Raw genomic sequence first — 25,506 nt, forward strand, 5'->3', positions numbered from 1 at the left:
ATCATAGGCGAGGCTCCTTTCTTGTCCTTTTCAAACCAAGAAATCCTCGCCTTCTTTTTATCTCTAAGCAAAATTAAACTTTCCTTACTTTTTGCTCTTTTTTACCCCCAGTAATTAAATGCATCCTAAGATAGAATTCTTAGCAACTAATTTCAATGGTAACCGATAAGTGCTGAGCCCTGTGAAATAAGCTATTTCCGGCCTCAGAACTGTTAAAAGGAGTTAAAAAATGTTTAATCTTATTCAATTAAAAAAAATCTTATTACTCGTCATGTTAAGTGTTTCCTTGATCCATTGCGGGGGCTCTTCTGCTCCCACTTCCAATAATTCTCCAGCTCCCTCGGCTGGAAGTAACCTCACTCCAGGAAAAAGTTTTCCTAATATCACTCCTCCTCGTTCCACTATTACCAGCCCAAATTCTACAAACCCTGGCACAAGTGTTCCAAATCCGGCAGATTCTCCAGCTGCTAATTCCCCCAGTGAAGCGGAGATTGATACCTTCGCGACGGATTTCATTACGGCTGTTTGTGGAGTGGCCAACCGTTGTGATGCAAGAATACAAATTCAGGAATGTTCTCGCTATCTTCAAAACGAAGGTGGAGATCAAATTTGGTGTAATTTAGGAATTAGCGTGAGCGATGTACAAGCCCTTGTGGATGCTTTAGAGACAGGAACCATTACGATTAGCGAAACCAATTTGGAAACTTGTGTCACTCAATTTGCCAATCAATGTCAAAGTCCTAATCCCAATTTGATGGGTGGGAGCTATCAGAATATTGAAAATATAATTCCGGATACTCGCGAGTGTAGCCATGTGTTTGTCCCGGCTTCTTCTGTTTCTTTTCATTTTTCTTCCCCAGTAAATCCGGGGGGGGCTGTTTCTCCAAATTCTGTATTGCCTGCTTCTGATCCTATTTCAAATAATCCGTAATTCAAAAAAAAATGAGCACTCTTAGGCCCAATATTTATAGTTGTCTCGACTATAGAAAATTTTTGAAGGAACTTTTCGCCTTCAAAAAACAGGAGAGTGCTACCTTTTCTTTTCGAAATTTTTCAAGACTGGCAGGGCTTAAATCTTCCAACTTTCTGAAGTTGGTCATGGATGGAAAGCGGAATTTAAGCCCCCAGTCTATTCACCAGGTGGCCAAGGCTTTTAAACTTCCAAAAGGTGAAGCCGATTTTTTTGAAACACTGGTTTTTTTTAATCAGGCCCAAAATATGGAAGAAAAGAAAAATTACTACGAACGCATTCAGAAGTTTCAGCGCTACAAAGAAGCCAAACCCCTGGATGCCTCGCAGTATGTTTATTTCTCCAATTGGTATTTTGTGGCGCTTCGGGAATTGGTGCTGTTGATGGATTTTAAGGAAGACCCAAGATGGATTAATAAAAAGTTAGGCACCCGCATTAATCCGGATGAGATCAAGCGGGCGATACGAATTTTGTTGGAAATCAAACTGCTCACGCGAGATAAACAGGGTCGCCTGCAACAATGCGAAGAAAAAATTTCTACCTCCCCCGAAATGGGGGCTTTGGCGATCATCAACTATCATCGGGAGATGATTGCCAAAGCGTCTGCTTCCATCGAAGAAAGCAAGACGGTACATCGTGATTTGTCGGCCCTTACCGTCGCCATCAGCAAAGAGCAGTACGATAAAATCCGACGCAAGATGGATGAACTCCGCGAGGAAATTCACGAACTCAGCACGCAAAGCAGTGCACGTCAGGCCATTTATCAAATCAATTTTCAGATTTTTAACCTAACGGAGGTTCCGTGGTAGAGCGGAGGCATTTTTTTATGAAACAAAAACTTCTTCATATTTTTTTTATTTTTATATTATTTTCACTCACCCATTGTGGCGATGGAACTCAGGTCCTTAGTCCCGGTAACCCAGGCGAATCGGCTCCCACTGCCTTAAGGACGCGCATTGCAAATTATGAGTTAACGGGTACACTACCTCAAGCTTGGACATTTCAGCGTTTGCAAGCCAACGATGTGCTTCCCGCGGGGACCTATAACGACACAGACAGCGCTACAAATTTGGAGGCTTTTTTCCGTCGTGGAAGCAATCAGTTCAGTTTTTTCAGTTTTCTGGTGGATATGACTGTGCCTCTCGATCTGGGCCTTGCCCGCTTTATTCGCGCGGAACATCCTGGCACTGGTTTTACGGTAGAACGAGATGCTGCTAATCCTATCTCCGCTTATATCTCAGTAATCGTCGACCCAACTTCTAGCTCCACCCATCTTATTTTAGATGCCTATTATGCCGTGGAAGGCCTGGGGCTTTTATTGCATATGGATGTTTCGGGATCTTCTACTGAAATCGAACAGATTATGAACGAGTTTCAACAACTCCTGGACAGCCTCGATTTAGAACGAACTGCGGGTTATGTGGAAAATAATTCGGTCGATCGTTTGTTGATTGGCTTGTGCAGTGCGGTTCAGCGCTGCGATGGTAACTTGAGTGCGGTGACCTGTTTGGACGCCATGGATGCTGCTGCTGGAAACCAGATTTGGGATCAGTTTGGTGCCACTTGGCCGCTGAATTCAGTCAGTTCAAACGAAGTAAGACAGCGCGTGAATGGAGGCACTGTTACGCTTCAAACTCCTGCTTATGACAATTGCCTGAGTGAATTGGGTCTGCTTTGTAGTGATAGCTTTAGAGTGAGTGCTGGAGCGGATTATATGAATGCATCAAATTTGTTTTCGGCCACCCGTACTCCGAGTTGTAATGGGGTGCTGAGAAATTGATTTTTCTTCATTTGACAGCTCCCTTCCATCAGTCTTAAGTTTTCAGCCGCTATCACAATAACAACCAGGCGAATTTGAAAAATGGGAGAAAGAAAAAAATGAATAAAATAAAAGTACTCGCGGTTTTTTTTATCACGCTGATGCTCTCGTTCAACAGCTACGCCCAGGAAATGGCCTCTCGAAAATCGGTCGAGAAATTCATAGAATTGAGTGAAGTACAAAAAATGATGGACGCGATCTATTCGCAAATCGACCGTTCTTTTAAAGGAATGGCCGACCAAATAGGAATATCGGAAAAAGAAAAACCAGCTTTTGACAAGTATACGAAAAAAGTTTCCGCTCTGGTAAAGAAGGAAGTCAGTTGGGAAAAACTGAAAGAACCTACCCTGGATATTTACAGCAAACATTTTACAGAAGTAGAAATTCAGGGCCTGATCGCTTTTTACAGCTCCGATGTGGGTAAAAGCATGGTCAAAAAAATGCCTTTGGTGATGCAAGATACGATGATAATGACGCAGGACATGATGAAAAGTATTTATCCAAAAATTCAAGATCTGGCTTTGGAAATGAAGACTGAAGTTGAGAAGCTTCGTAAGGGTAAAAAATAAATAAGGCAGAGTGATTAAAACCCTTTGGCGGTGAGTCCCATAAAGAGAGCGGCTTTACCAAGTTGGGTGTCATGGGTTAAAAAAGTAATTTCTTTCTGATTGTGTTCTTTCCAAAGTAAGGCCGTGATCAGATGAATAGAATCCAAGGTGGAAACAACACTGGGGAGTGGCTGGGAAGCCCTTTTAAAAATGAGTGGGCTCATTTCTACTAAATGGATTCGTTCCGTAAATGCATGAAGATCTTTCATGTAAGCAAGTAATGCAATTTCGGGAAGTTTTGAGACGATTCTTTCTCGATCGATGCTTCGATAAGCTTCAAGCAGGGTAAGATTGCTACTCAATAAAATGGAGAATTCTTTCAGGTTTTGTAAGGCATTTTTTTGTCGGAAGAGTTTCCTGAGCAATACGGAAGATTCAAGGTAGGCAATCATATTTTGTCTTCTCTTAATTCGTGCAGGAGTTTGACTACATCGGTCTTTAATCGAGGGCCTGTAAATTTAAACCCTTTTAAAGCTCCCTTAATTTTGGGAGGGATGACAATCAATCTGTTATCGTCGTTTTTATTAAAGGGAATAAGTTTAGCAATGGGTTCATCTCTATCGAGTACAATAATTTCTTCGCCTATTTTTACTTTTTTAAGATGAGCCGATAAGTGAGTTTTTAATTCTCCAATTTTTACTTTTTTCATAAGCAGTTTCATCTTGACCAAGTTTGGTCAAGTTGTCAAGTTTACGCCTCCATGAAGAAAATCTACCTCGACAACAACGCCACCACAGCGCTCGATCCTCAAGTCAAACAAGCTATGATTGAAATGCTGGAAGTCTTCGGAAATCCTTCCAGCATCCATTGGGCGGGGCAGCAGGCCAAACGATATTTGAATGAAAGTCGTGAATCGATTGCTTTGCTTTTGGGAATTTCCGAGCAGGGACTTCTTTTTACAAGTGGCGGCAGTGAGAGTGTTAACACGGCTTTGCAGGGAGTGTTTGGAGCAAGCGCTAAACGAATCAAAGTCCTTTCTTCTCCTATTGAGCATCACGCCACGCTTCGATGTTTAGATTTTTTAAAAACCCAAGGGGCCCAAATTGAATATCTCTCTGTCGATGCTTGCGGTCGTATCGATCTGGCAGAACTGGAAGAAAAAATTGACGAGCAGACTTTGCTGGTTTCGCTGTTATGGGTGAATAACGAATTGGGAAATATCTATCCGATAGAAAAAATAGGAGAGATTTGTCGATCCAAAGGGGCTTTGTTTCATGTGGATGGAGTGCAGGGAGTGGGGAAGATCTTGTTGTCATTGCGAGGAGGGAATATCGATTTTTTCTCTTTCTCCGCCCATAAATTTCATGGTCCTAAAGGAGTCGGGGGCTTGTTCATTCGTCAGGGGGTCCAGTTGCATCCTTTGATCTATGGAGGGAGACAAGAGCATAGTCGACGGGCGGGGACAGAAAATTTGATGGGCATTTGGGGGATGAAGAGGGCATTGGAGATCGCGAGTGGAGAAAGTGCTGGGCGAGTGAGGTCTCTCCGCGATACCTTTGAACAAAAACTCCTGCAAAAAATTCCCCATCTCCAAATCAATGGAGATCTCGAAAATCGTCTTTACAATACCTCAAACATCCTTTTTAAAGAGATTGACGGAGAGAGCCTTTTGCTGAATTTAGACCTGCAAGGTGTGGCAGCGGCAGCGGGCTCGGCTTGTGAATCGGGCTCCATCGACCCCTCTCGTGTCTTGCTTGCCTTGGGATATTCCGCTAAGGAGGCGAAGGCTTCTTTGCGTTTCAGTTTTTCAAAGTTTAATACGCTGGAAGAGGTGGAGAAAACTGTGGAGATAATAGAAAGAGTTGTTTCGAGACTGAGGCTCCAAACTGATTGAGTGAGTAAGAGAAAATAAATGTCTATCCTTAATTTTAAGCAATTCAGCGCAGCGGCTAAAAAAGGCAACCTGGTCACCCTGGTGCAAGATCTGCCTAGCGATTTGCACACTCCCGTTTCTGTCTTATTACAGTTTCAAAACGAGAAAGATTGCTTCCTCTTTGAAAGCCTGGAAGGTGGAGAAAAGTGGGGGCGTTACTGCTTTCTAGGATTTTCACCGCGTCTGCTTTTGACTTCTGTTCAAGATCAATGGACGCTGATTGCCCGCAAAGATCTCAGACAAAAAAATCTAAATGGGAAAGGGGATCCCTTAGAAATTATCAAACAACAATTGTCTCAATATCATCTGGTGGCTGATCCGCGCCTGCCCAAGTTGTGTGGTGGGGCCGTGGGCTTTTTGAGTTACGATCTCGCTCGGCTCTATGAAAAATTGCCCGATGCCAAAACAAAGGCTTCTGTTTTTGCCGATTGTTATTTTGGTATTTACGACCAAATGATTATTTTTGATCACCTGCGGCATCAGCTTTTTTTAGTGCTGAATGTCTTTGTTGATCCATCGACTCCCCTGAAGAAGCTTTATGCAAAGGCGCTGCAACAATTAAAGGAGATGCAAACGCGTGTTCAGAAACCTCTTTCTATAAAAAATAAAAAAGCGCTTTCAGTTAAAAAAATAAATTGGAAAACCCTGATGGAGGACAAAAAGTTTTCCAAAGCCGTATTGCAGGCCAAAGAATATATTAATGCCGGAGATATTTTTCAGGTACAGATTTCCAGGCAATGGACAGCAAAAGCAAAGCTGGATTCTGTGACCCTCTATCGAAGTTTGCGGGCACTCAATCCTTCGCCTTATCTTTTTTATCTCAAGATGGGAGACTCTGCGCTGATCGGTTCTTCCCCAGAAATTATGGTGCGTTTAGAAGACCGCAAAGCCACTCTGCGCCCTATTGCGGGGACACGTCGTCGGGGGCATAACCCCGCAGACGATGTGTATATGGAAGAAGATTTGATGAAAGATCCCAAAGAGCGTGCCGAACACATCATGCTGGTGGATTTGGGGCGCAACGATTTGGGCAGGGTTTGTACGGCAGGCACCGTGAAGGTGACTGAATTAATGGAGGTAGAACGCTACTCCCATGTGATGCACCTGGTTTCTAACGTAGAAGGGGAGCTGGCTGCAGGACAAGATGCCTTTGATCTCATTCGAGCTTCTTTTCCGGCCGGCACACTCACGGGTGCCCCTAAAATTAGAGCGATGGAAATTATAGAAGAATTAGAGCCCATACGCCGCGGGCCTTATGGCGGTTGCGTCGGCTACATCGATTTTTCAGGCAATTCAGATTTAGCCATTACGATCAGAACCATAGCCCAACATAAAGATCAGCTCTACATACAATCTGCGGGAGGTGTGGTTTACGACTCCACTCCAGAGCTGGAATTGAAAGAAACAGAGAATAAATCCCGTGCCGTTAAACTTGCGGTGGAACGCGTTGCAAGGGGGGAAATCTAATTATGCTTTTAATGCTCGATAATTATGATTCCTTCACCTACAACCTGGTGCAGTATTTGGCCGAATTGGGCGAAAGTGTGGAGGTTCGGCGTAACGATCAAATCACCCTGGCCGAAATAGAAAAATTGGCACCCCAAAAAATTGTCATTTCGCCTGGCCCCTGTACACCCAATGAAGCCGGCATTTCCCTGGATCTCATCAAATACTTTGCCGGAAAGATTCCCATTTTAGGCGTGTGTTTAGGTCATCAAAGCATAGGACAGGCCTTTGGCGGAAAAATTGTGCGCGCCGCTAAAATTATGCATGGAAAAGTTTCTCTCATTCATCACGATGAAAGAACTATTTTTAAAGATTTGATGAATCCCTTTGAGGCCACACGTTATCATTCGTTAGTGATAGAACCTTCAAGTATGCCTGACTGCTTAGAGGTGAGCGCCTGGACGGATGAAAAAGAGATCATGGCCGTGCGGCACAAAACCTTGAAAGTAGAAGGGGTGCAGTTTCACCCGGAGTCCATTTTGACTTTGGAGGGGAAGAAGTTGTTGAGGAATTTTTTGGGTGTTTGAGGATATGCAAAATAAAATTGAAAAAATTAGACAATGGGCCGAGCAAAATAATAATGAGCTGATTGCCTTGTATGGCTTTGGCTCTTATTTTGAAGGCATGTCCAATTCCGAAAGCGATATTGATTTGGCTTGGTTGGGTAAAGAAAAACTAGCCGATTTAGAACGTTGGAAGATGCAGGAAGAACTGGCTTCGCTACTCGGCAAAAATGTTGATTTGATAGATTTAAAAAGCACAACAACAGTTTTTCGTTTTGAAATTATTTCTCATGCTCAATTAATTTTTTGTAGCAATTCTGACACCGCTGCATTTTTTGAGACTTACGTTTACTCTTCGTATTTACGATTTCAAGAAGAGCGGAAGGCTATTTTATCCGATGTTCTGAAAAGAGGTTCAGTTTATGGCGGATAATGTTCTACTCAATAAAGCGGCAATTATTGAACGCTGCATTCAGCGCATCCAAGAGGAATATCAGAATAACGATGAGAATTTAGCGAACTTTACCAAACAAGATTCCATCATTCTTAATTTAGAACGAGCTTGCGAAGCTGCAGTAGATATCGCCTCGCGGATTATTCGATTGAAGAAACTTGGAATTCCTCAGGACTCCCGACAAGCTTTTGAGATTTTAGAACAAGCAAAAATTATTTCTACCGACTTGGCTTTAAAAATGAAGCATATGGTGGGATTCAGAAATATTGCTGTGCATGATTATCAAGGCTTAAATTTAGAGATTATAAAATCCATTTTAAAACAGCACCTCAGTGACTTGTCTGACTTAGCAAACATTGCCATACATTGGGCTTCATGATTCATTCCATTTTAAAAAAACTGGCTCAAAAACAAAATCTTTCAGAAAAAGAAGTTCTTTTTTTTCTAGAAAAAAGTGTTTCTCAAAAAATAAGTCCTGCTCAAATAGGGGCTTTTTTGATGGGTTTGCAGCTTAAAGGGGAAACAGCCGAAGAAATTGCGGCGATGGTTTGTTTCTTAAGAAAAAAAGCAGTGCCTTTTAAGCATTCGTTTAAGAACGCAGTCGACAATTGTGGGACAGGTGGAGATGCTTCGGGAACTTTTAATATTTCTACCTCTGCGGCTTTGTTAGCGGCAAAACTAGGGGCCGTGGTTATTAAGCATGGAAATCGGGCCGTGAGTTCAAGTTGTGGAAGTGCCGATGTACTGGAGGCCTTGGATTATCCTCTTTTGGAAAGTCCTCGGCAAACCTTGAAGATACTCCAAAAAGATTCCTTCTGTTTTTTGTTTGCCCCCCAGTATCACCCCATCTTGAAAAAATTGGCGCCGATACGTAAAGAACTAGGCTTTCGAAGCCTGTTTAATCTGGCGGCTCCTTTGGCAAATCCCGCCCATGTAAAACGTCAGCTCTTGGGAGTGAGTGATGCTCCCTTGCTAAAAACCTACGCTGAAGTATTGCAAAAGCTGGGATGCGAGCACGCCTTGGTGGTTTGCGGTAAGGAAGGTTTGGATGAAATTAGTTTGAGTGGTCCCACTCAAGTTTGCGAACTGAAAGCGGGTAAAATTCGTTCCTATTCTATACAACCCGAAGACTTCGGTTTTAAACGCTGTAGTTTAGAAGACCTAAAAGGTGGATCCGCCACCAAAAATGCGCAGATTCTTCGGGCTCTATTTAAAGGTAAAAAAGGTCCAAAGTTAGATGTGGCTATTTTAAATGCAGCAGCAGTTTTATATGTGGCTGGTAAAGCAAAAACTTTGCAAGAAGGCGTGAAGCAGCTTCAACAATTTTTTTTAAAGTTTGATACCCATGAAAAACCTCGAAAATAGCATCCTCGAAAAAATTATTTACGAAAAAGCAAACGAGGTTTCTACCCACAAATATCGTGAAAATATTTCGACTCTGAAAGCTAAAATTTTAGATGCCGATAACACTTTATCCTTCAAAGATTTTTTAAATTCAAACTTACATCCTGAACTTCCCAAAACCCGCATTATTGCTGAAATAAAAAAAGCCTCTCCTTCAGTAGGATTGATTCGAGAAAATTTTGATCCGAAGGCCATTGCAAAAGATTATCTCGAAGCGGGCGCTGCCGCCATTTCGGTTTTGACGGATGTCACTTTTTTTCAGGGGAGTCTGCAAGATTTGCAGGACGTGAGAAGCGTTTGCCATCGTCCTATCTTAAGAAAAGATTTCATGATTGATCCCTATCAAATCTATCAAGCGCGGGCCTATGGAGCGGATTGTATTTTAGGGATTGTGGCCGTCTTGGAAAAACAGCAGATGGAAGACTTTTGCGGCCTGGCTCGAGAGTTGGGGATGCATACCCTCGTAGAAGTGCATAACCAGGAAGAGTTGATAGAAGCATTGCAAATTAAAAATGATTCACTCATTTTAGGAATTAATAATCGCAATCTTAAAACCTTGAAGATGGATCTTAAAATCAGTGAACGATTAAAAACTTTTATCCCCTCCGATCTCCCAGTGATTTGCGAAAGCGGAATTTCTCAGCGTAGTCAAATTGAGTATTTTGAAAAATTGGGTTTTAGTGGATTTTTAATTGGAGAGCATTTACTGAAGAAAAGAGATATTCAGAAAAAATTGAAAGAATTGTTATGCCCGAAACTTTAGTCAAAATTTGTGGATTAACTAACCTGGAAGACACACTGACCGCTATTGAGATGGGAGCAGATCTTTTGGGTTTTAATTTCTACCCCGAATCTCCGCGATTTATGGATTACCCTTTGGCCAAAACTATCTTTCAGGAAATTCCGCCGAGCATTCCTAAAGTGGGGGTCTTCGTCAACGAGTACTATCAAAATATTATCGACTTGGTGCAGGATCTGGAGTTGGATTATATCCAATTTCACGGAGATGAATCTCCTGAGTTTTGTAATCAAATGGGGCACCCCTGGTTTAAGGCCTTGCGACTTGAGTTGGAGGGTAGCCTGGATCATTTGGATCAATACGAATGCGAATGGATTCTAGCCGATGCCTTTGTGGCTGGTCAGTATGGGGGAACGGGGGAGAAACCCGATTGGCAGTTGGCTAAAAAAATTGAGCAGAGCAGAAAAAAACTCATCTTGGCTGGGGGCTTAAATCCTCAAAATGTTCAGTTGGCAATAGCCACCGTGAAGCCTTTTGCGGTGGATGTCGCCAGTGGCGTTGAAGCGCATGTAGGTAAAAAGGATTTGGCAAAGATGGAAGAGTTTATTAACAAGGCTAAGAAAGCGCGATTACATATGATTTCCCCCTCTTAAGCTAAGAGGGGGTTAGGGGGCGTTATGGCAATTGGATGCAATTGAACATAACTCCTCCCGACCTCCTCTTAGCTTAAGAGGAGGAGTATAAGTAGAATAACGATGAATTTACCTGATAAAAATGGTCACTTTGGAATCTTCGGCGGTCGCTATGTCGCCGAAACTTTAATGCCTGCCTTGCTTGAATTGGAAAAAGCCTATTTTAAAATTTCAAAAGACAAAACTTTTAAAAAAGATTTTGATGCCTTGGCCAAAGATTATATTGGCCGACCGACGCCGCTTTACCTTGCCCGACGACTCTCTGAAAAACTCAAAAAATTAAAAGTCTATTTGAAGCGCGAAGACCTTTGTCACACGGGTGCGCATAAGGTGAATAATACCTTGGGGCAAATCCTCTTGGCCAAGCGCATGGGTAAAACGCGCGTGATCGCCGAGACAGGGGCAGGACAGCATGGCGTAGCTACTGCCACGATGTGTGCCTTGTTTGATATAAAATGTGAAATTTTTATGGGGGAAGAAGACATTCAAAGGCAGGCCCCTAATGTTTTTCGCATGAAGCTTTTGGGGGCTCGTGTGAATCCTGTGAGTGCTGGTTCTAAAACCCTCAAAGACGCGATGAATGAGGCCTTGCGCGATTGGATCAGCAATATTCGTCACACTTTTTATTGTATCGGCTCGGTCGCTGGGCCGCATCCTTATCCGATGATGGTGCGAGATTTTCAGTCGGTGATTGGAAAAGAAGCACGCAAACAAATTTTACAAAAAGAAGGCCGCCTTCCTCATACCCTCGTAGCCTGTGTGGGCGGGGGGTCCAATGCGATGGGACTTTTTCATCCTTTCATGAAAGATAAAAAGGTGGCCTTGTTGGGAGTAGAAGCAGGGGGCTCTGGAATTGAAACGGGTAAGCATGCCTCCACTCTTACGGCAGGCTCTGTGGGGGTGTTGCATGGCTCCAGATCGTACGTCTTGCAAGATGCGCAGGGGCAGGTGATTGAAACCCACTCGATTTCGGCAGGTCTGGATTATCCGGGCGTTGGCCCCGAACACAGTTGGCTGCACGAAAACAAAAGAGCCGCCTATTTTTCGGTGACGGATGACGAAACCATGGAAGGTTTTGACCTGCTCACTCAATGTGAAGGCATCCTTCCAGCCTTGGAATCTGCCCATGCCATTGGATTCCTAAAAAAATGGGCCCCTCAACAAAGTTCCAAAAAAATTGTGATTGTGAATCTCTCGGGTCGGGGAGACAAGGATTTGGGAACCTTGGCTAGGGTGAAAGGGGTTCAATTGTGAACCGCATTGATTCAAAATTTGCAGAACTCAAAACCAAAAATGAAAAAGCCCTCATTGCTTTTATTACTGCAGGGGATCCCAATTTGGAAGACACAGAATCTTTTTTTCATAGCTTAGAAGAAACGGGGGCTGATTTGATTGAGTTGGGTATTCCTTTTTCAGATCCCAGTGCCGATGGGCCGGTAATTCAACGTTCTTCGGAACGAGCCTTAAGAGCAGAGACGAATTTAGAGAGTGTTTTGGAGCTGGTTGAAAAAATACGCATTCGATCTCAAACCCCCATTATTTTGATGGGCTATTACAATCCCGTTTTACAATTTGGCGTTGAAAAATTTTGTATAAGAGCTGCTCAGGCCGGTGTAGATGGCTTAATCGTGGTGGATCTTCCCCCTGAAGAATCCGACGAACTAGCACTCCCCGCAGCAAAACAAGGTCTCCATTTCATTTACTTGCTCACTCCTACGGCGGATGACTCTCGTATCCAAAAAGTGAAAAGCAAGGCCAGTGGTTTTATTTATTTTGTCTCGGTAACAGGCATTACGGGTTCAAAATTGCCAGATGAAAAAAATATTAAAAATCAAATTTTAAAAATTAAAAAAAATATCCCTTTACCTTTATGCGTGGGTTTTGGAATTCAAAGCGCCGAACAAGCAAAACTCTTTTCCTCTTTTTCGGACGGAGTGGTGGTGGGTTCTGCCTTGGTGTCCATTATTGAAGAAAATAACTCTGTCTTAGCCTGTCAGAAGCTAAGGGGGAAAATACGGGAAATTAAATCTTCATTGTCCTTATTGCTAAGGCAGGAAGCCTAATTCATGGCAATTCATTCCCAAACTAGCGATGAAGAACTCATGCGTTTCTACAAAAATGGGGACTCCAAGGTTTTTTCGGAGATTTTCAAGCGTCACAAACGCTCTGTCTACAATTACATTTTGCGGTTTACAAATCAAAAAGAGGAAAGCGAGGAGATTTTTCAGGAGGTCTTTATTCGCATCCATCGTGCCGCGGCACTTTACGAACCCACGGCCAAATTTAAGACCTGGATGTTTACCATCGTGAGGAATTTGTGCATCGATTTTTACCGCAAAAAAAAGCTTCGTAAGCAAGAATCGCTGGATGCCCCTTTGAAAGCGGGGGATGAGAGCAGCTCTAACCGCTATGAAATCTATAAAGATGAAAAGCCCAATCAGGAAGCAAAAAATTCAGATGTTCAAATTGCTCAAATGATTGACAATGCCCTACAGCAAATCAATGAAGATCAACGGGAAGTCTTTTTAATGCGCGAAAAGGGGGGCTTAAAATTTGAGGAGATTGCCGAAGTTTTAGGGGTCTCTGTAAATACTGTTAAAAGTCGCATGCGTTATGCGATGGAAGCTTTAAGAAAAATTATTGAAAGTTCACGCTTTAAAGATCTTTCTGAACAATAAAGCGTTGGGCGCGCTATATAGCAAATCTTGGGATTTTTTATGAATGAATGTCTTCAATATCAAAATGAACTTGTTACTCTTCTTTATGAAGATGAGGGATTAAAACCTGATCTCAAAAATCATCTCAAAGACTGTGCCCCCTGCCAGCTAGAACTTGAAAATCTTAAACAAACTCAGAGCTTTTTTTCGCTGAAGCAAGATGTCTTTCCTCCCGCTCAATTAGAACAAAAAATATTTGAACAAATCGCACAGAAAAATAAATCCAACTGGTCTTTTTTTAGGCTGTTTCTATTGCACCCTGCTACTGTTGCTGTTTCAGTCTTTCTTCTGACTTTAGGAGGGACTCTCACCTTAAAGAAAAATTATTTAGCCCCCCAACAAATTGCCAGACAAGAACTTGTGTCTGCCCCTGTTATTCAAGGGGCTCAGAAGAGTATCGTGTCTTCCGAACTAGAAGCACCTGATTTAGATTCCAATTTTGCTAAGGTTTCTTACCGAATGCTCGATTGGAATCCTCTGCCTCGCCTTACTCCCGATTTGGACCGTCCTGTTTTGAAATACACCAGTTTGGGAAGCCTGGAACAAAGTAGCCTCGAAGCAGTTTCCACTTTTCAACACCAGATAGCCATGCGTCACATCTTGGATGGGGATTATCAGCAGGCCTCCCAGGCCCTGCTCCAAGTGATTGATCGAGATGAACGTTATTCTCAATGGGAACAGGCGATGATGCTACATCTGCTCTTAATGAAGCGCATGGGGCAACAACAGGAGATTCAACGGGATTTGAACCGACTCAAGGCCTATGCTTATGCTCGACCGGAGTTGCTTCAGAAAGCAGAAGAGATTTTGCGGTAGATTAAGATTAAGCCCGCATCGTTGTTGTCGATTCAATAAACAATCCGGAGGCCTTAAAATTATCGGCGTAGCCTAGTACTTTAGGGACGTAATCTTGAGTTTCTTTAAAGGGCGGGATTTTGTAGCCGTGCTTAATTACATTTCCAGGTCCTGCATTGTAGGCGGCTACGGCCAGTTCTACCTTTCCGCTGAATTTGTCCAACATCTGACGTATGTATTTTGCCCCCCCATTGATATTGTCGGCTGGATCAAAAGGGTTTTTTACCCCCAGACGTGAGGCAGTTTCTGGCATGAGTTGCATCAGCCCCATTGCGCCACAATGAGATTGTGCTTTGGGGTTTCCTCGAGATTCTTGCCAGATAATCCCTGCAATCAGTTCAGGGGGCAGATTATATTGAGAAGCCGCTTGCTTAATGTAGGGGCTGTATTGAGTCATTTTGGGGGAGAGTTGATCGGTGGGGAGATTGTCCCCCTCAATGAGGGCTTTTTGAGCAGCAAGTTCGCTTGTTTTCTTTCCGGGCGCTTTATCGGTTTTTTCCGCAAGTTCAGGGGCGGGGGGTCGGGTTACTTTGGTCAATTGAGCATCAAACCCCTTTGTTTGTTCCGTTTGGTGTCGATAGTCGACATATTTATTTTTAAAACTGGAGACGTCGGATTCTGGATTTTTTTTGTTATCAATCATAGACGAGGTCCATCTTAAGCTTTTTTAATTTATCTCGCAAGGCGGAGAATTGTCCCTGTATGTCTTATCGGTGACTCCTCCTTAAGAATTGCTTCAAAAAGGGGCTGTTCAAAAAAAAAGATCAAATTGTTAAAAAATGCTTAAACGTGGGGCTTTTTTTAGTTAGGCTTTTGTAAGGCTACGGTGGAAAAAATTTTATGGGAATTATAAGAAAATGTTATGTGAATGCGAGCGCAAAAACCGATTGCCTTCCTATCACTTTTGAGGTGAAGAAGGCGGTGGCTGAGTCGGGTTGTGCGTTTGGTTGTGTTCAGGTATTTTCGGCCCATGCGACGACCGCGCTGGTTATTTTAGAGAACGATCCTAAAATTTGCGACGAATATAAAAATCTTCTGGAAAAACTGGTGCCTGAATCTGCGGAAAAACGCCCAGCCAGGCGTTCAGGGAGTGGAAAGAATAGTGCCCATTTAAGAGCTGCCTTGGTAGGAAACAGCTTGAGCCTCCCTATTGCTGAGTCTAAATTGCAGCTGGGTGCCTGGCAGGAGATTATGGTGGTAGATTGTGATGATAAGGTTTGTCGGCGAGAAATTTTAATTGTGGTGAGTGGTGAATCGGTTGCCGCTGGAGGAAAATAAAATCTATGGACAATTCGCAACCGCGTCCTGTTCGGGATAGCGTTTTTGGTGTTTGGAAAAAAGAAGATTTTAGATCTTGGAAAGGGTTTTTTAACTCTCCCTTTCTAGGTTGGTTGGCCTTTTTGATAGGCTGTTTTTTGGTGACCTTACTGCTTTCTTTTCAGATTCAACACCTTCCTTCTAATGCGCGGGTGGGTTTGGTCGCCCAAAAGGATATTAAAGCCGATCAAAGTTATGAAATCATCGATGAGCGTTCCACTGAAAAAAATCGAGAAGAGGCCCAGCGTAGTGTCCTTCCGGTCTACGATTTTAACCCTTCCGTAGGGGCAGGTCTTGATTTAAAAATTCAAGAAGCCTTTGAAAAGTCACGTCAGATTTTATCTCAAAAAACACATGTCAGTCGGTCAGATTTCAAGGAAGTTTTTTCTAAAATCTTGGGTTTTGATTTGAGTGAGGAGGAAATCTCATTTTTGGAACAAAATCGTTTCAAATCTGAATTGGAAGATTTTTTTCATAATATTATTCGTCAGGCTTTTTTGGCCTACATTGTCGACGATACCAACTCCCTTGAACAAAACGATACTCACTTTGGAATTGTGATTCGCAAAATAGTTTCTACCGAAGAAAATCAGGAGTTCATTGAGAAGAAAGTTGAGTCTATAATTTCGACAGAGGATGTCCAAAAGAAGATTCGAGAGCAGGTGAAAAACTTGCTTTGGGATGAGCCTTTTAAGGGCGCGAGCAGTGAACAAGTAGAAAAATTTTTATTGCGTTTTATTCGTTCTAATCTTTCTTACAATGCCGCAGAGACTCAAGCCAGACGTGATAAGGCGGCAGCAACGGTCAAGCCAGTAATCATTAAAATTCAGGTGGGAGAATCCATTATACGAAGTGGAGACCGTTTTGAGGCCTGGCATTTAGTAGTGTTGGAGGGAATTCAGGATCAAAAACGCCAGACCAATATGCCCTTGAAGTTTGTGGGGACCTTCCTTTTTGTGGCCTTATTGCTCTTGGTGACTTACTCCTTTGCAGCGCGATTTATTCGCAAGTTTCAGCCTAGTAAAATTGATTTAATCTTTTTGGGGTCTAATCTTATTTTAAGCCTGGTTTTTGTACGTCTGGTGGCGGTTTTCGCTGGGCCGATCCGTGAAACATTAAACATAGAACTCGATTTACAGACTCTCTACTACACCATCCCTTTGGCGGCGGGGGCCATGCTGACACGTTTGGTTTTAAATTCGGAGACGGCTATTATTTTTGCGCTCATCAGTTCTACCTTAGCAGGTTTTTTCTTGAAATCGGACATTGATCTTTCCATTTTTTTTCTTATTTCCTCCATCGCGGGTGCAGGATCCATCGTCCATGTCGATCGTCGTAGCACCATTTTGAAAGCAGGGCTCTATACAGGAATCATCAATGCCTTTGCCATTTTTACCATTAAAATGGTCCAAGTGGTTTCTGTGATGGAACATTGGACGATGAGTGAATTGACGGGAGGGATGCTCGCCGGATTTTTGGGCGGAACCAACAGCGCCCTGTATGTCTTGTTTTATATGCCTTTGGTAGAAATGATCTTTGGCTATACCACGGATATCAAACTGCTTGAACTTGGAAGTCTAAATCATCCCTTGATGCGGGAAATGATTGTGAAGGCACCGGGGACTTACCATCACAGCCAGCTCGTGGCCGTATTGGCAGAGGCAGCCGCCCAGGCTATTGGTGCAAATCCCATCCTTGCAAGGGTGGGGGCTTATTTTCATGACATTGGAAAAATAGTAAAGCCCCTTTATTTTATTGAAAACCAAATGGGGGGAACTAATCGCCACGAAGGCCTTAAGCCTTCCATGAGCGCTCTCATCCTCTGCTCGCACGTGAAAGAAGGTTTGGAACTGGCCCGACAATACAAGTTACCCAAGGTGGTTGCAGACATGATTCCTCAGCATCAGGGCACCAAGGTGATCCGCTATTTTTATAATAAGGCGAAAGAACAGGAGCAAAGTGATCTGCATGTGGTGGAACAGGAAGACTACCGTTATCCGGGTCCCAGGCCCCAATCGCGTGAAGCGGGAATTCTTTTGCTGGCAGATGGTGTGGAAGCAGCAGTTCGCTCTTTGTCCGACAAGAGTCCGGCCAAAATCCAGGACATGGTTCAAAAAATTATCAACAAAGGCTTTGCAGAAGAACAGTTGGATGAGTGCGATTTAACCCTCAATGACTTGCGAAATATTGCGAATACCTTTGTGAGGACTTTGGTGGGAATCTACCACCAACGCGTTGTTTATCCGAACATGGAAGAGAATAATACAATTCCCCTTCCCCTCAAAAGAGTGGAATCGGCGAGATGAGAGTCGAAAACAAAACCGCTTATCGTATTTCGGCTGCTCGTCTCCAAAGAATGAGTCTGCTTTTATTTTCTTTAATGAAAATTCCAGACTCGGATTTTGATTTAACCTTTGTTACCCCCGTAGAAATAAAAAAACTCAACCGTAAATATCGTCAAAAAAACAAGGTGACCGATGTTTTATCTTTTCCCCTGCAGACGGGAAAAACAGTACGAAAGAACGGTGTCTTTTTGGGAGATGTCGTCATCTGTGTCGAGAAGGCTTATGCCCAGGCGAAAGAGTTTTGGAAAAATAATTTTGAAGAAATTTGTTTTCTCATGATTCACGGTTTTTTGCATTTGCTGGATTATGATCATGAACGGGGAGTGAAGGAGGAAGCCGCGATGCAGCGTTTGGAGAGGAAGTTGATGGGGAAGATAGGAGAGGAGTTTTTCTGACTTACCTACTACTCACATTTTTTGCCCTGCTCAGCATCCTCTCTCACCCCACCTTAATTGCTGGGGAAACCTTCCCTAATCTGGGTTTCTTGGCTTTCATTTCCTATATTCCTCTCGTGTGGATTGCAAAAACGCAATCGATAAAAAAACTTTTTTATCAGGGTTTGTTTTTTGGGGTTTTATTCAACTTGGGTTCTTTGTACTGGCTCTATACCGCTCTCAACAGTTTTGGAGGGCTGCACCCAGCCATTTCCATTTTTGTTCAAATTTTACTGTCTTTCATCTTAGCTTTTTATTTTGTTTTGCCCTGGTGTTTGGCGAAATGGGTTTCTCAAAAAAACAAAATTGATTTTTATTTTGTCCTTCCCATTTTTTTTATCGCTGCGGAGTGGTGCAGATGCCGCTGGCCCATGGGCGGCTTTCCTTGGGGGCAGATTGGATATTCTCAAGCACGTACTCTTTCTTTGATTCAAATTGCGGATATTTTTGGTGTGTATGGGGTGACGACCTTGGTGTTGTGGGGAAATTTGTGGTGTTTTGAAATTGTGAAAAAAATATTCCCCTCTCCCTTGAGGGGAGGGGGCAGGAAAAGAGGAAGGGGAGTAAAACTCCTCTTCTTCCCCCTCCTTCTCCTTTGCACCTTTCTTTACGGCAAACATCAAATTCAGCAGCTCCAATCCCTCGAAGAAAAAAGTGCTGTTCTCAAAGCTGCTTTTATCCAAGGCAATATCCAGCAAGATGAAAAATGGGATACGACTTCAGCAAAAAAAATTATGGGTCGTTATGAACAACTTACTCAGCAAGCTGCTGAAGAGGGGGCTCAGTTTATCTTTTGGCCCGAGTCTTCCTATCCTTACGATGTCATCCTGAACGAAAAGGCTGTTCTCCTGAGCACAGCGAAGAATCTGCTTGGAAAGAATGAGGACAGAGCGCTTATCTTGGGAGCGATCACTGAAGATCATCCCCATTCCGATCTCTTTCACAACTCGGCCCTCTTAATCGATTCGAAAAAACTTTCTGTTTACCACAAACAAAAATTAGTTCCTTACGGGGAGTACGTCCCGCTCAAAGAATATCTTCCTTTTTTAGATAAATTAACGGTGCAAGTTGGAAATTTTTATCCGGGGCAAAAATTCAGTTTACTGGAAAGCCAGGGGGCAAAAATAGGTTCTCTCATTTGTTACGAGGATATTTTTCCAGAAGTAGCTCGCGGGCATGCCTTTGCAGGAGCGAACTTGCTGGCGAATCTCACAAATGATGCCTGGTATGGCCCTTCTTCAGCCTTGCCTCAGCATTTAAATTTCTCCATCTTTCGTGCGGTAGAAAACCGCCGTATGCTGGTTCGAGTCACCAATACGGGGGCCAGTGCCTTCATTCATTCTTGGGGGGCTTTAGAAAGTGAATTGCCTTATTGGAAAGAAGCCGTCGGAAAAGGGGAAATAAAGCTTTTGGAAGTAAAAAGTTTTTATACCCGCTATGGAGACGTGTTTGCGTATTTCTGTTTGTTATCCAGCTTGTTTGGGATCTTGTTGTCGCTATTGAAGCGGAATCCTTATTCCGTTAACAGGCCAAGGTGTAATTGAATCGCACTGGCAATTTTTTGCAAGGTTTCCTCATCTTGAATCAGCCCACTTCTTTTGCCTAATCTTTCTTTGGAAACAGTTCTGATCTGTTGGGCAAGGGCCTTGCCGTTTTTAGGGAGGCCCGTTTTTTCCTTCAGGAGTAACACTTCAAAGGGATGCGTCTTGCTCAGGTGCTGAGTGGTGATGGGGAGTACGGTAATTTGATAATAATTTTGATTGGCGATATTGTTAGACACCACCACGCAAGGTCGAGTCTTTTTAATCTCTGTCCCTAAAGTGGGGTCCAGGTTCACCCAATAAATTTCACCTCTTAAAATCATTCGGGCCAGTCCTCAATATCGATAAGGTCAAAGTTATTGTCAGGATCTTCCTCTTTTGAAGCTTGATGGTAAGCCGCTGCCAAGGCTTCGCGTTGTTTTTTCTTGTTCTCCAATTCATAGTGTTCGCGAATGCAGAGGTCGATAAATTGGGAAAGTTTTTTTTGCTGGATATGACTTTTGATTTTTTTTGTTAAGTCTTCTTGTATGACAATTGTGGTTCGCATTATCATCTTATAAAGCATCTAAAATTGAGGGTCAAGAGACTTTCTCAATAGATTGAACATTTCTTAAAAGTTATTAACTCCTCTTGCCCGAATGCTAGCAATGGCAAATAATAAGTCCTTAAAATTACTTTTTTAGATGCATTTAGTTACTGGGTGAAGTTATGTTGCCTGAAAGTATTTCCATTGACGCCAGTTTTAATTTGGCACGATAAATACGAATGTACATACCTAGGAAAAATTATGAAATTTGCGAGCGTGAAAGATTTTAGCCAAAGTCCTTCCAAATTTTTTCAGCTGAAAGATACAGTGATTTTAACCAAAAACGGGAAACCTATCCGTGCGATTGTATCGATGAGCGAAGAGGAGCTTGAAGATTTTATTTTGGCGCAACATTTAAATCTTGAGCAGGATGCCAAGAAAGCTTTGAAATTCTCGGCACAAAATAAAAATATTTCTTCAGAAAAATTGAGGGCTAAATTTATCAAAAAGGCTGAGTTGTAATGTCTTCTTTTCAGCTCGAATATTATTCAAAAGCGGAGAAGGATCTTGAAAAATTGAGAGATGCCAAAGAGGTGATAGTCATCCTCGACCAGATTCAGAGGCATCTTGAAAAAAAACCATTTCCCTATCCTCCTTTGAAAAAGAGAATCCAGGGTTTTTCCTGGCCTCTTTTTCGTCTCAGAATTGATACCAAGAAAGAGAGTTATAGAGTTTTCTATATTTTTAAAGAATTAAAAATAACCATTTTGAGAATTGTGAAGAAGAAAGATGCGGATAAAACCATTCGATCGTTGCGTAAATAAAGAGTTAGCTTATGTCCAAAGAATACCAATCCAAAATTGAAGCCCTGAAAGATCGTGCAAATGCGGTCGGGAGGTGGCTTTGACCTGGAGCATCTCAGTGCTCGAGTTCAAGAGTTGACGGCCCTGAGCCAGGAAGCCTCTTTTTGGGAAGATTCTCAAAAAGCTCAGAAACTCTCCAAAGAACTTTCCGAAAAAGAAGAAGTGATCAAAAAACATCAGCTGCTTTTTTCTGCCCTTGAAGACCTCGAAGTGCTGCTCGAGTTGAATAGTGCAGAGGACAGTGAGGTGGTCTGGAATGAGGTCGACGCAGAATATGCCCAACTTGTTACGCGTGTAGAAGAAGCCGAAGTGGCTACCATGCTCACCGAAGAAGAAGATCATTGCTCGGCCATTCTTTCTATCAATGCCGGCGCGGGTGGTACCGAAAGTTGCGACTGGGTGGCCATGTTGCTGCGCATGTATTTGCGTTACTGTGAAAAGCAAGGGTGGAAAAATGAGATTGTGGATTTCACCGAAGGAGACGGTGCGGGTTATCGCAGTGTGACTGTGACTATTGAAGGAAAAGAGGCCTTTGGTTATTTGAAGGCCGAAATTGGAGTGCATCGCCTGGTCCGTATTTCTCCTTTTGATGCCAACAAACGCCGCCACACCTCATTTGCCTCGGTATTTGTTCATCCGCTCATCGATGATACGATTGTTATTGAGGTCAATCCTGCCGATATCAAGTTCGAAAGCTTTCGAGCCGGAGGCGCAGGAGGTCAGCATGTGCAAAAAAACGAGACTGCCGTACGGCTGACACACATTCCTTCCGGCATTGTGGTGCAGTGCCAAAATGAGCGCAGCCAAAATCAGAATCGCGAATTTGCGATGAAGATGATCCGCTCCCGTCTCTACGAAATTGAAGTAGAAAAAAAACGGGCGAAACAAAAAGAAATTGAAGCAGGAAAACTCGACAATACCTGGGGCAGCCAAATTCGTTCCTATGTGCTACAGCCTTATAAGATGGTGAAGGATCATCGAACTAATTTTGAAATGAATGACACGGATCGTGTTTTGGATGGAGACATAAAAGGATTTATTAAGGCTTATTTATTGGTTTAACATTCAGATTGCCACCCCAAAATTCGAATGCTAGCTCAACCCTCTATGAAAAAAATATTTTATCTTTCATTTTTAGTTTTCATTTTACTCTTTTCTTATGAAGTAAAAGCCCAAAGTGTGGGGATAGGGGACTATGAATTGATGAGCAATGAAAAACTCGATTATCTCAAACCCTTGGTGCAAGAGGCCTTGCAGGCTGCATTCATCGAAGCGGGGATTAAACAGGTAAAAACTGTTTCCGTTTCGGAAAAAGAGATTCAAAAAGCAGGTTATCGAAAAGTCCTGCAGACTCAAAAAGTGGAGGCGCTATTAACGGGATCTCTTCTGAAGGCTGGAGCGCCTATTCAGATCAATTCCCGTTTATTTATCGGTGGCCAGACTGCTCCCAAAACCTTTAGCGATCAGGCCGAGAATGCGGATCAACTTTTGCCCGTCTTAAAAAAACACGCGGCCAAAATTAGCGAATCTTTAAAAAAAGATTATGCGGTCATTGGCTCGAATACCTCGGCTGCAGCAGTCGTATTGCCAAACCCCGCCTTACCGCCTCTCACTCAAATTGTTTCCAAAAAGAAAACGGCCACGGTGCTGATGTCTCCCCTGACGAGAAAGCCGCCTGTGACCGAGACTGCAAAGGCTCAGAACTCAAATTTTATTGAATTTCCCGATTATAAATGGATGAGCGAGCGTTTAAATTTCGAGGCCAGGGGAATAGCCGTGGCGAATTTTCAAGGCGACCCCAATCCAGCCCTGGTGTTTATCGATTTGAATCATGTGTATGTGTATGCGTTCGCCAATCAAACCCTGAAGTTGCTTGCAAAGTATGATGCCAAAAATTCCGATCAATTTGTACGGGTGTACGCCCAAGATCTAGATGGAGATGGGCGGGCGGAAATCTTAATTTCGAATGTCAGCTATGGCCAGGCCTCTTCGCTGATTTTAAAATACAAGGCGAATGGTGAGTTTCAAGTGTTGGCCGATAAAATTCCCTGGTTGTTGAAATCCATTACTTATCAAGGCGGCCCCCTGCTCTTGGGAGAGGTATTTTATGGCAAAGAGCAGGCGCGGCACAAACTCAAGAAGTTGAAATTTCAAGATGGCAAGATTCAGGAAGATGGCGATTGGAATATCCCGGGAGATTTAGGCTTGTACGGTGTGCAGGGTGTGAGTGGCGAAAAGCAAAATCCGGATTTGATCTATTTGACTCCTTCTGGAACTCTCAAAACTTATAGTAGTCAATCTGGTCATTTTGAAAAGAATTGGAGCAGTTCGGAAAGCTACGGAGGATCTGCAAATTATATCCAGCAGCCGGTTAAAAATGTCCTCAATCAGGAGGAAGAAAATAATACCTTCTTTAATCTGGATCCCATCGCCTGGACGAACAGGGCAGGGGAACTGGAGGTGTTGGTGGCCAAAAATGATACGTTTTTAAAGAACATTGTGGGCACCCGTCCCATTTTTAAGAATAGCTGGCTGGTAAAGCTTAAAAACAGCAGCATGGGTTTGAGAGAACAATGGAACAGCAAAAAAGTGGATGGAGCCATCCTGGATCTGATTCCCTACAGCGCTGAAAAGGGCCCAAGACAAATCCTTGCACTTTTCTGGTTACGTGATAGGGGGTTCGCCGCATCGTTTAAGCGGTATCCATCCGTGTTAGCGGTTTATGATGTGGAGACCTCACCCTAACCCTCTCCTTCGTAAGGAGAGGGAATAAAATGGACTCTGCTTACAGAAATGTTTTTATGGAAGCAGACACTGGCGGTGTAGCTCAGTTGGTTAGAGCAAACGGCTCATATCCGTTGTGTCCGGGGTTCGATTCCCTGCACCGCCATAAAAATGGCTTATAATCTACTGCGCAGTTCAATTATTGCGTCACGGTTATAAGCCATTTTTAATTTAAGAGAACATTTATGCCACTCCCCAAAATTGCCATTGTCGGTCGACCCAACGTCGGAAAATCTACCTTTTTTAATCGGCTCATCGGAAAAAAAGAAGCCATTGTTTATGATCTGCCGGGGGTGACTCGCGATCGGCATTATGGAATCTGCGATTGGGATGGCTCGCGCTTTGAGGTGATTGACACGGGTGGCTATGATCTGAACCCTGCCACCTCGCTGCTGGAGCAGATGCGTAAGCAGGTGGAAGAAGGTATCCGCGAGGCGGACCTTATTTTATGGGTGGTGGATGGCAAGAGCGCACTCACGAATGAAGATTATGAAGTGGCTAAAAAACTTCGAAAAGTTTCCAAGAAAACTTTTTTAGTGGTGAATAAAATTGACAATGCCTCACAAGAAAATGACTTAAGTGATTTTTATGCCTTGGGTTTTTCGGAGGTGTTTCCCATTTCGTCCGAACATGGAAGGCGCGTGTCGGAGGTGCTTGTGGCGGCCAAGAAATTCTTAAGCCCCTCTCCCTCGACGGGAGAGTCGCAGATCTCGGGCACGGGAGCTAGGGGAGAGGGTGAAAACCCACAGCCCCGAATAAAAGTGGCCTTGCTGGGCAGGCCCAATGTCGGGAAATCCACTTTATTGAATACCTTGTATGGCGCTCCGCGCGCGGTGGTGCACGATGTGCCCGGCACCACACGAGATCCCCTGGATATTGAAGTGGAAGAAGAGGGTTGTGTTTACCAGTTCGTGGATACAGCGGGCATCCGCAAAAAATCGCACAGCGAGGGCAAAATAGAAAAAGTGTCGGTGCTGAAGACGCTGGAACAAGTGGCGCATTGTGATGTGGCCTTGTTGCTTTTGGATGCTACCGACGTGATGACCACCCAAGATGCCAAAGTGCTGCAGATGATTACGAGCCGTTTCAGGCCGATGCTGATTTTGGTGAATAAATGGGATTTGGTGCCAGGAGAAGATTGGGCGAAGTTTCAAAAAGAGATTTTGGATCGTTTTGGATTTACCGAAAATTATCCCCTTCAAAAAATCAGTGCTAAAAAGGGGACTGGGCTTTCCAAAATCTACCCCTTGATTCAAAGGGTCTATCAAGAATCGTCTAAAAAACTTTCTACCTCCGAAATCAACGAACTGCTGCAAGACTTGCTACAAAAGCATCCGCCGCCTATGGTTTCTGGAAGAAGCCTCAATTTGTTTTACATGACCCAAATAGGAATCCGCCCGCCGCATTTTGTGATTTTGGCCAATCATCCCAAACTGGTTCCGGAATCTTACAAGCGCTATTTATTGCGCGGCATCCGCAACCAGTTTTCCTTTCTAGGAACTCCGCTCAAGTTTACTTTTAAGCCCCGTCGAAAGAAGCAGTTTCATAGATAGTCT

General features: G+C 43.3%; 30 protein-coding genes and 1 tRNA gene. 26 read left to right on the plus strand and 5 right to left on the minus strand.

The features are described 5' to 3' along the window. Window positions 1-229 precede the first annotated feature (229 nt). From HQM15_06525 to HQM15_06540, 4 genes are all read left to right on the plus strand, one after another. Window positions 230-931, plus strand: a complete 702-nt coding sequence (locus tag HQM15_06525; GenBank protein ID MBF0492418.1) for a hypothetical protein — start codon at window positions 230-232, stop codon at window positions 929-931. A gap of 62 nt (window positions 932-993) precedes the next feature. Further along, on the plus strand, window positions 994-1,779 hold the full coding sequence (locus HQM15_06530; GenBank protein MBF0492419.1) for a TIGR02147 family protein: 786 nt from the start codon (window positions 994-996) through the stop codon (window positions 1,777-1,779). Window positions 1,780-1,796: 17 nt separating this feature from the next. After that, a complete protein-coding gene (locus HQM15_06535; protein MBF0492420.1) occupies window positions 1,797-2,750 on the plus strand; it encodes a hypothetical protein in 954 nt (317 codons plus the stop codon). Between the two features lie 98 nt (window positions 2,751-2,848). Then, a complete protein-coding gene (locus HQM15_06540; protein ID MBF0492421.1) occupies window positions 2,849-3,358 on the plus strand; it encodes a DUF2059 domain-containing protein in 510 nt (169 codons plus the stop codon). Between the two features lie 14 nt (window positions 3,359-3,372). Here the strand turns inward: HQM15_06540 and HQM15_06545 are convergent, their stop codons facing one another. Together HQM15_06545 and HQM15_06550 are read right to left on the minus strand one after the other, a co-directional pair. Further along, a complete protein-coding gene (locus HQM15_06545; GenBank protein MBF0492422.1) occupies window positions 3,373-3,789 on the minus strand; it encodes a PIN domain-containing protein in 417 nt (138 codons plus the stop codon). After that, the gene (locus tag HQM15_06550; GenBank protein ID MBF0492423.1) at window positions 3,786-4,046 is read right to left on the minus strand and encodes a type II toxin-antitoxin system Phd/YefM family antitoxin; all 261 of its coding nucleotides are present in this window, start codon (window positions 4,044-4,046) and stop codon (window positions 3,786-3,788) included. The genes HQM15_06545 and HQM15_06550 overlap by 4 nt, the downstream gene beginning before the upstream one ends. A 51-nt stretch (window positions 4,047-4,097) precedes the next feature. On the opposite strand from HQM15_06550, the gene HQM15_06555 reads away from it, so the two are divergent. The 12 genes from HQM15_06555 (at window position 4,098) to HQM15_06610 (ending at window position 14,101) form a co-directional block, all read left to right on the plus strand. Continuing rightward, on the plus strand, window positions 4,098-5,231 hold the full coding sequence (locus HQM15_06555; protein MBF0492424.1) for a cysteine desulfurase: 1,134 nt from the start codon (window positions 4,098-4,100) through the stop codon (window positions 5,229-5,231). 18 nt (window positions 5,232-5,249) lie between these two features. Further along, entirely contained in the window at window positions 5,250-6,737 is a 1,488-nt protein-coding gene (gene trpE, locus HQM15_06560) for an anthranilate synthase component I (protein MBF0492425.1), read from the plus strand. Between the two features lie 2 nt (window positions 6,738-6,739). Beyond that, on the plus strand, window positions 6,740-7,303 hold the full coding sequence (pabA, locus tag HQM15_06565) for an aminodeoxychorismate/anthranilate synthase component II (GenBank protein ID MBF0492426.1): 564 nt from the start codon (window positions 6,740-6,742) through the stop codon (window positions 7,301-7,303). A 4-nt stretch (window positions 7,304-7,307) separates the two neighbouring features. Then, a complete protein-coding gene (locus tag HQM15_06570) occupies window positions 7,308-7,712 on the plus strand; it encodes a nucleotidyltransferase domain-containing protein (protein MBF0492427.1) in 405 nt (134 codons plus the stop codon). Then, window positions 7,702-8,112, plus strand: a complete 411-nt coding sequence (locus HQM15_06575; GenBank protein MBF0492428.1) for a DUF86 domain-containing protein — start codon at window positions 7,702-7,704, stop codon at window positions 8,110-8,112. The genes HQM15_06570 and HQM15_06575 overlap by 11 nt, the downstream gene beginning before the upstream one ends. After that, complete coding sequence (gene trpD, locus HQM15_06580; GenBank protein ID MBF0492429.1) at window positions 8,109-9,098, plus strand: anthranilate phosphoribosyltransferase; 990 nt, start codon at window positions 8,109-8,111, stop codon at window positions 9,096-9,098. Before HQM15_06575 ends, trpD begins: the two co-directional genes overlap by 4 nt. Beyond that, window positions 9,079-9,900 carry an indole-3-glycerol phosphate synthase TrpC gene (gene trpC / locus HQM15_06585; GenBank protein ID MBF0492430.1) on the plus strand — a complete coding sequence of 274 codons (822 nt, stop codon included), beginning with the start codon at window positions 9,079-9,081 and terminating at the stop codon, window positions 9,898-9,900. The genes trpD and trpC overlap by 20 nt, the downstream gene beginning before the upstream one ends. Beyond that, the gene (locus HQM15_06590) at window positions 9,885-10,529 is read left to right on the plus strand and encodes a phosphoribosylanthranilate isomerase (protein MBF0492431.1); all 645 of its coding nucleotides are present in this window, start codon (window positions 9,885-9,887) and stop codon (window positions 10,527-10,529) included. Before trpC ends, HQM15_06590 begins: the two co-directional genes overlap by 16 nt. A 102-nt stretch (window positions 10,530-10,631) precedes the next feature. Continuing rightward, entirely contained in the window at window positions 10,632-11,822 is a 1,191-nt protein-coding gene (gene trpB, locus HQM15_06595; GenBank protein ID MBF0492432.1) for a tryptophan synthase subunit beta, read from the plus strand. Next, window positions 11,819-12,631 (plus strand): tryptophan synthase subunit alpha, encoded by an 813-nt coding sequence (locus tag HQM15_06600; GenBank protein MBF0492433.1) that lies wholly within the window; start codon window positions 11,819-11,821, stop codon window positions 12,629-12,631. Before trpB ends, HQM15_06600 begins: the two co-directional genes overlap by 4 nt. Before the next feature lie 3 nt (window positions 12,632-12,634). Beyond that, entirely contained in the window at window positions 12,635-13,246 is a 612-nt protein-coding gene (locus tag HQM15_06605) for an RNA polymerase sigma factor (GenBank protein MBF0492434.1), read from the plus strand. Between the two features lie 39 nt (window positions 13,247-13,285). Then, the gene (locus tag HQM15_06610) at window positions 13,286-14,101 is read left to right on the plus strand and encodes a hypothetical protein (GenBank protein ID MBF0492435.1); all 816 of its coding nucleotides are present in this window, start codon (window positions 13,286-13,288) and stop codon (window positions 14,099-14,101) included. A gap of 7 nt (window positions 14,102-14,108) precedes the next feature. Here HQM15_06610 and HQM15_06615 read toward each other — a convergent pair whose 3' ends face one another. Then, window positions 14,109-14,783: a lytic transglycosylase domain-containing protein gene (locus tag HQM15_06615; protein MBF0492436.1), complete on the minus strand. Its 675-nt coding sequence runs from the start codon at window positions 14,781-14,783 to the stop codon at window positions 14,109-14,111. Between the two features lie 197 nt (window positions 14,784-14,980). On the opposite strand from HQM15_06615, the gene HQM15_06620 reads away from it, so the two are divergent. The 4 genes from HQM15_06620 to lnt all read left to right on the plus strand — a co-directional run bounded on the left by HQM15_06620 (window position 14,981) and on the right by lnt (window position 19,780). Further along, window positions 14,981-15,418 carry a YjbQ family protein gene (locus HQM15_06620; GenBank protein ID MBF0492437.1) on the plus strand — a complete coding sequence of 146 codons (438 nt, stop codon included), beginning with the start codon at window positions 14,981-14,983 and terminating at the stop codon, window positions 15,416-15,418. Between the two features lie 5 nt (window positions 15,419-15,423). Further along, on the plus strand, window positions 15,424-17,763 hold the full coding sequence (locus HQM15_06625; GenBank protein MBF0492438.1) for an HDIG domain-containing protein: 2,340 nt from the start codon (window positions 15,424-15,426) through the stop codon (window positions 17,761-17,763). Next, complete coding sequence (gene ybeY, locus HQM15_06630) at window positions 17,760-18,197, plus strand: rRNA maturation RNase YbeY (GenBank protein MBF0492439.1); 438 nt, start codon at window positions 17,760-17,762, stop codon at window positions 18,195-18,197. The genes HQM15_06625 and ybeY overlap by 4 nt, the downstream gene beginning before the upstream one ends. 89 nt (window positions 18,198-18,286) lie before the next feature. Beyond that, a complete protein-coding gene (lnt, locus tag HQM15_06635; GenBank protein MBF0492440.1) occupies window positions 18,287-19,780 on the plus strand; it encodes an apolipoprotein N-acyltransferase in 1,494 nt (497 codons plus the stop codon). Here the strand turns inward: lnt and HQM15_06640 are convergent. Next, the gene (locus HQM15_06640; protein MBF0492441.1) at window positions 19,750-20,097 is read right to left on the minus strand and encodes a type II toxin-antitoxin system PemK/MazF family toxin; all 348 of its coding nucleotides are present in this window, start codon (window positions 20,095-20,097) and stop codon (window positions 19,750-19,752) included. The two genes, lnt and HQM15_06640, sit on opposite strands and share 31 nt — an antisense overlap. Then, window positions 20,097-20,324: a hypothetical protein gene (locus HQM15_06645; protein MBF0492442.1), complete on the minus strand. Its 228-nt coding sequence runs from the start codon at window positions 20,322-20,324 to the stop codon at window positions 20,097-20,099. Before HQM15_06645 ends, HQM15_06640 begins: the two co-directional genes overlap by 1 nt. Before the next feature lie 240 nt (window positions 20,325-20,564). Here HQM15_06645 and HQM15_06650 point away from each other — a divergent pair, with 240 nt between their 5' ends. The 6 genes from HQM15_06650 to der all read left to right on the plus strand — a co-directional run bounded on the left by HQM15_06650 (window position 20,565) and on the right by der (window position 25,503). After that, on the plus strand, window positions 20,565-20,825 hold the full coding sequence (locus HQM15_06650; protein MBF0492443.1) for a hypothetical protein: 261 nt from the start codon (window positions 20,565-20,567) through the stop codon (window positions 20,823-20,825). Beyond that, window positions 20,825-21,127 (plus strand): type II toxin-antitoxin system RelE/ParE family toxin, encoded by a 303-nt coding sequence (locus HQM15_06655; GenBank protein MBF0492444.1) that lies wholly within the window; start codon window positions 20,825-20,827, stop codon window positions 21,125-21,127. Before HQM15_06650 ends, HQM15_06655 begins: the two co-directional genes overlap by 1 nt. 60 nt (window positions 21,128-21,187) lie before the next feature. Further along, window positions 21,188-22,228, plus strand: coding sequence for a peptide chain release factor 2 (prfB, locus tag HQM15_06660; GenBank protein MBF0492445.1), 1,041 nt, complete (start codon window positions 21,188-21,190; stop codon window positions 22,226-22,228). Between the two features lie 45 nt (window positions 22,229-22,273). Continuing rightward, the gene (locus HQM15_06665) at window positions 22,274-23,911 is read left to right on the plus strand and encodes a VCBS repeat-containing protein (protein ID MBF0492446.1); all 1,638 of its coding nucleotides are present in this window, start codon (window positions 22,274-22,276) and stop codon (window positions 23,909-23,911) included. 71 nt (window positions 23,912-23,982) lie between these two features. Further along, a tRNA-Met gene (locus tag HQM15_06670) sits at window positions 23,983-24,056 on the plus strand. A 79-nt stretch (window positions 24,057-24,135) separates the two neighbouring features. Then, window positions 24,136-25,503 (plus strand): ribosome biogenesis GTPase Der, encoded by a 1,368-nt coding sequence (gene der, locus HQM15_06675; protein MBF0492447.1) that lies wholly within the window; start codon window positions 24,136-24,138, stop codon window positions 25,501-25,503. The last annotated feature ends 3 nt before the right edge of the window (window positions 25,504-25,506 follow it).

This window comes from Deltaproteobacteria bacterium, from assembly GCA_015233135.1.
In the GTDB taxonomy this organism is placed as follows: domain Bacteria; phylum UBA10199; class UBA10199; order JADFYH01; family JADFYH01; genus JADFYH01.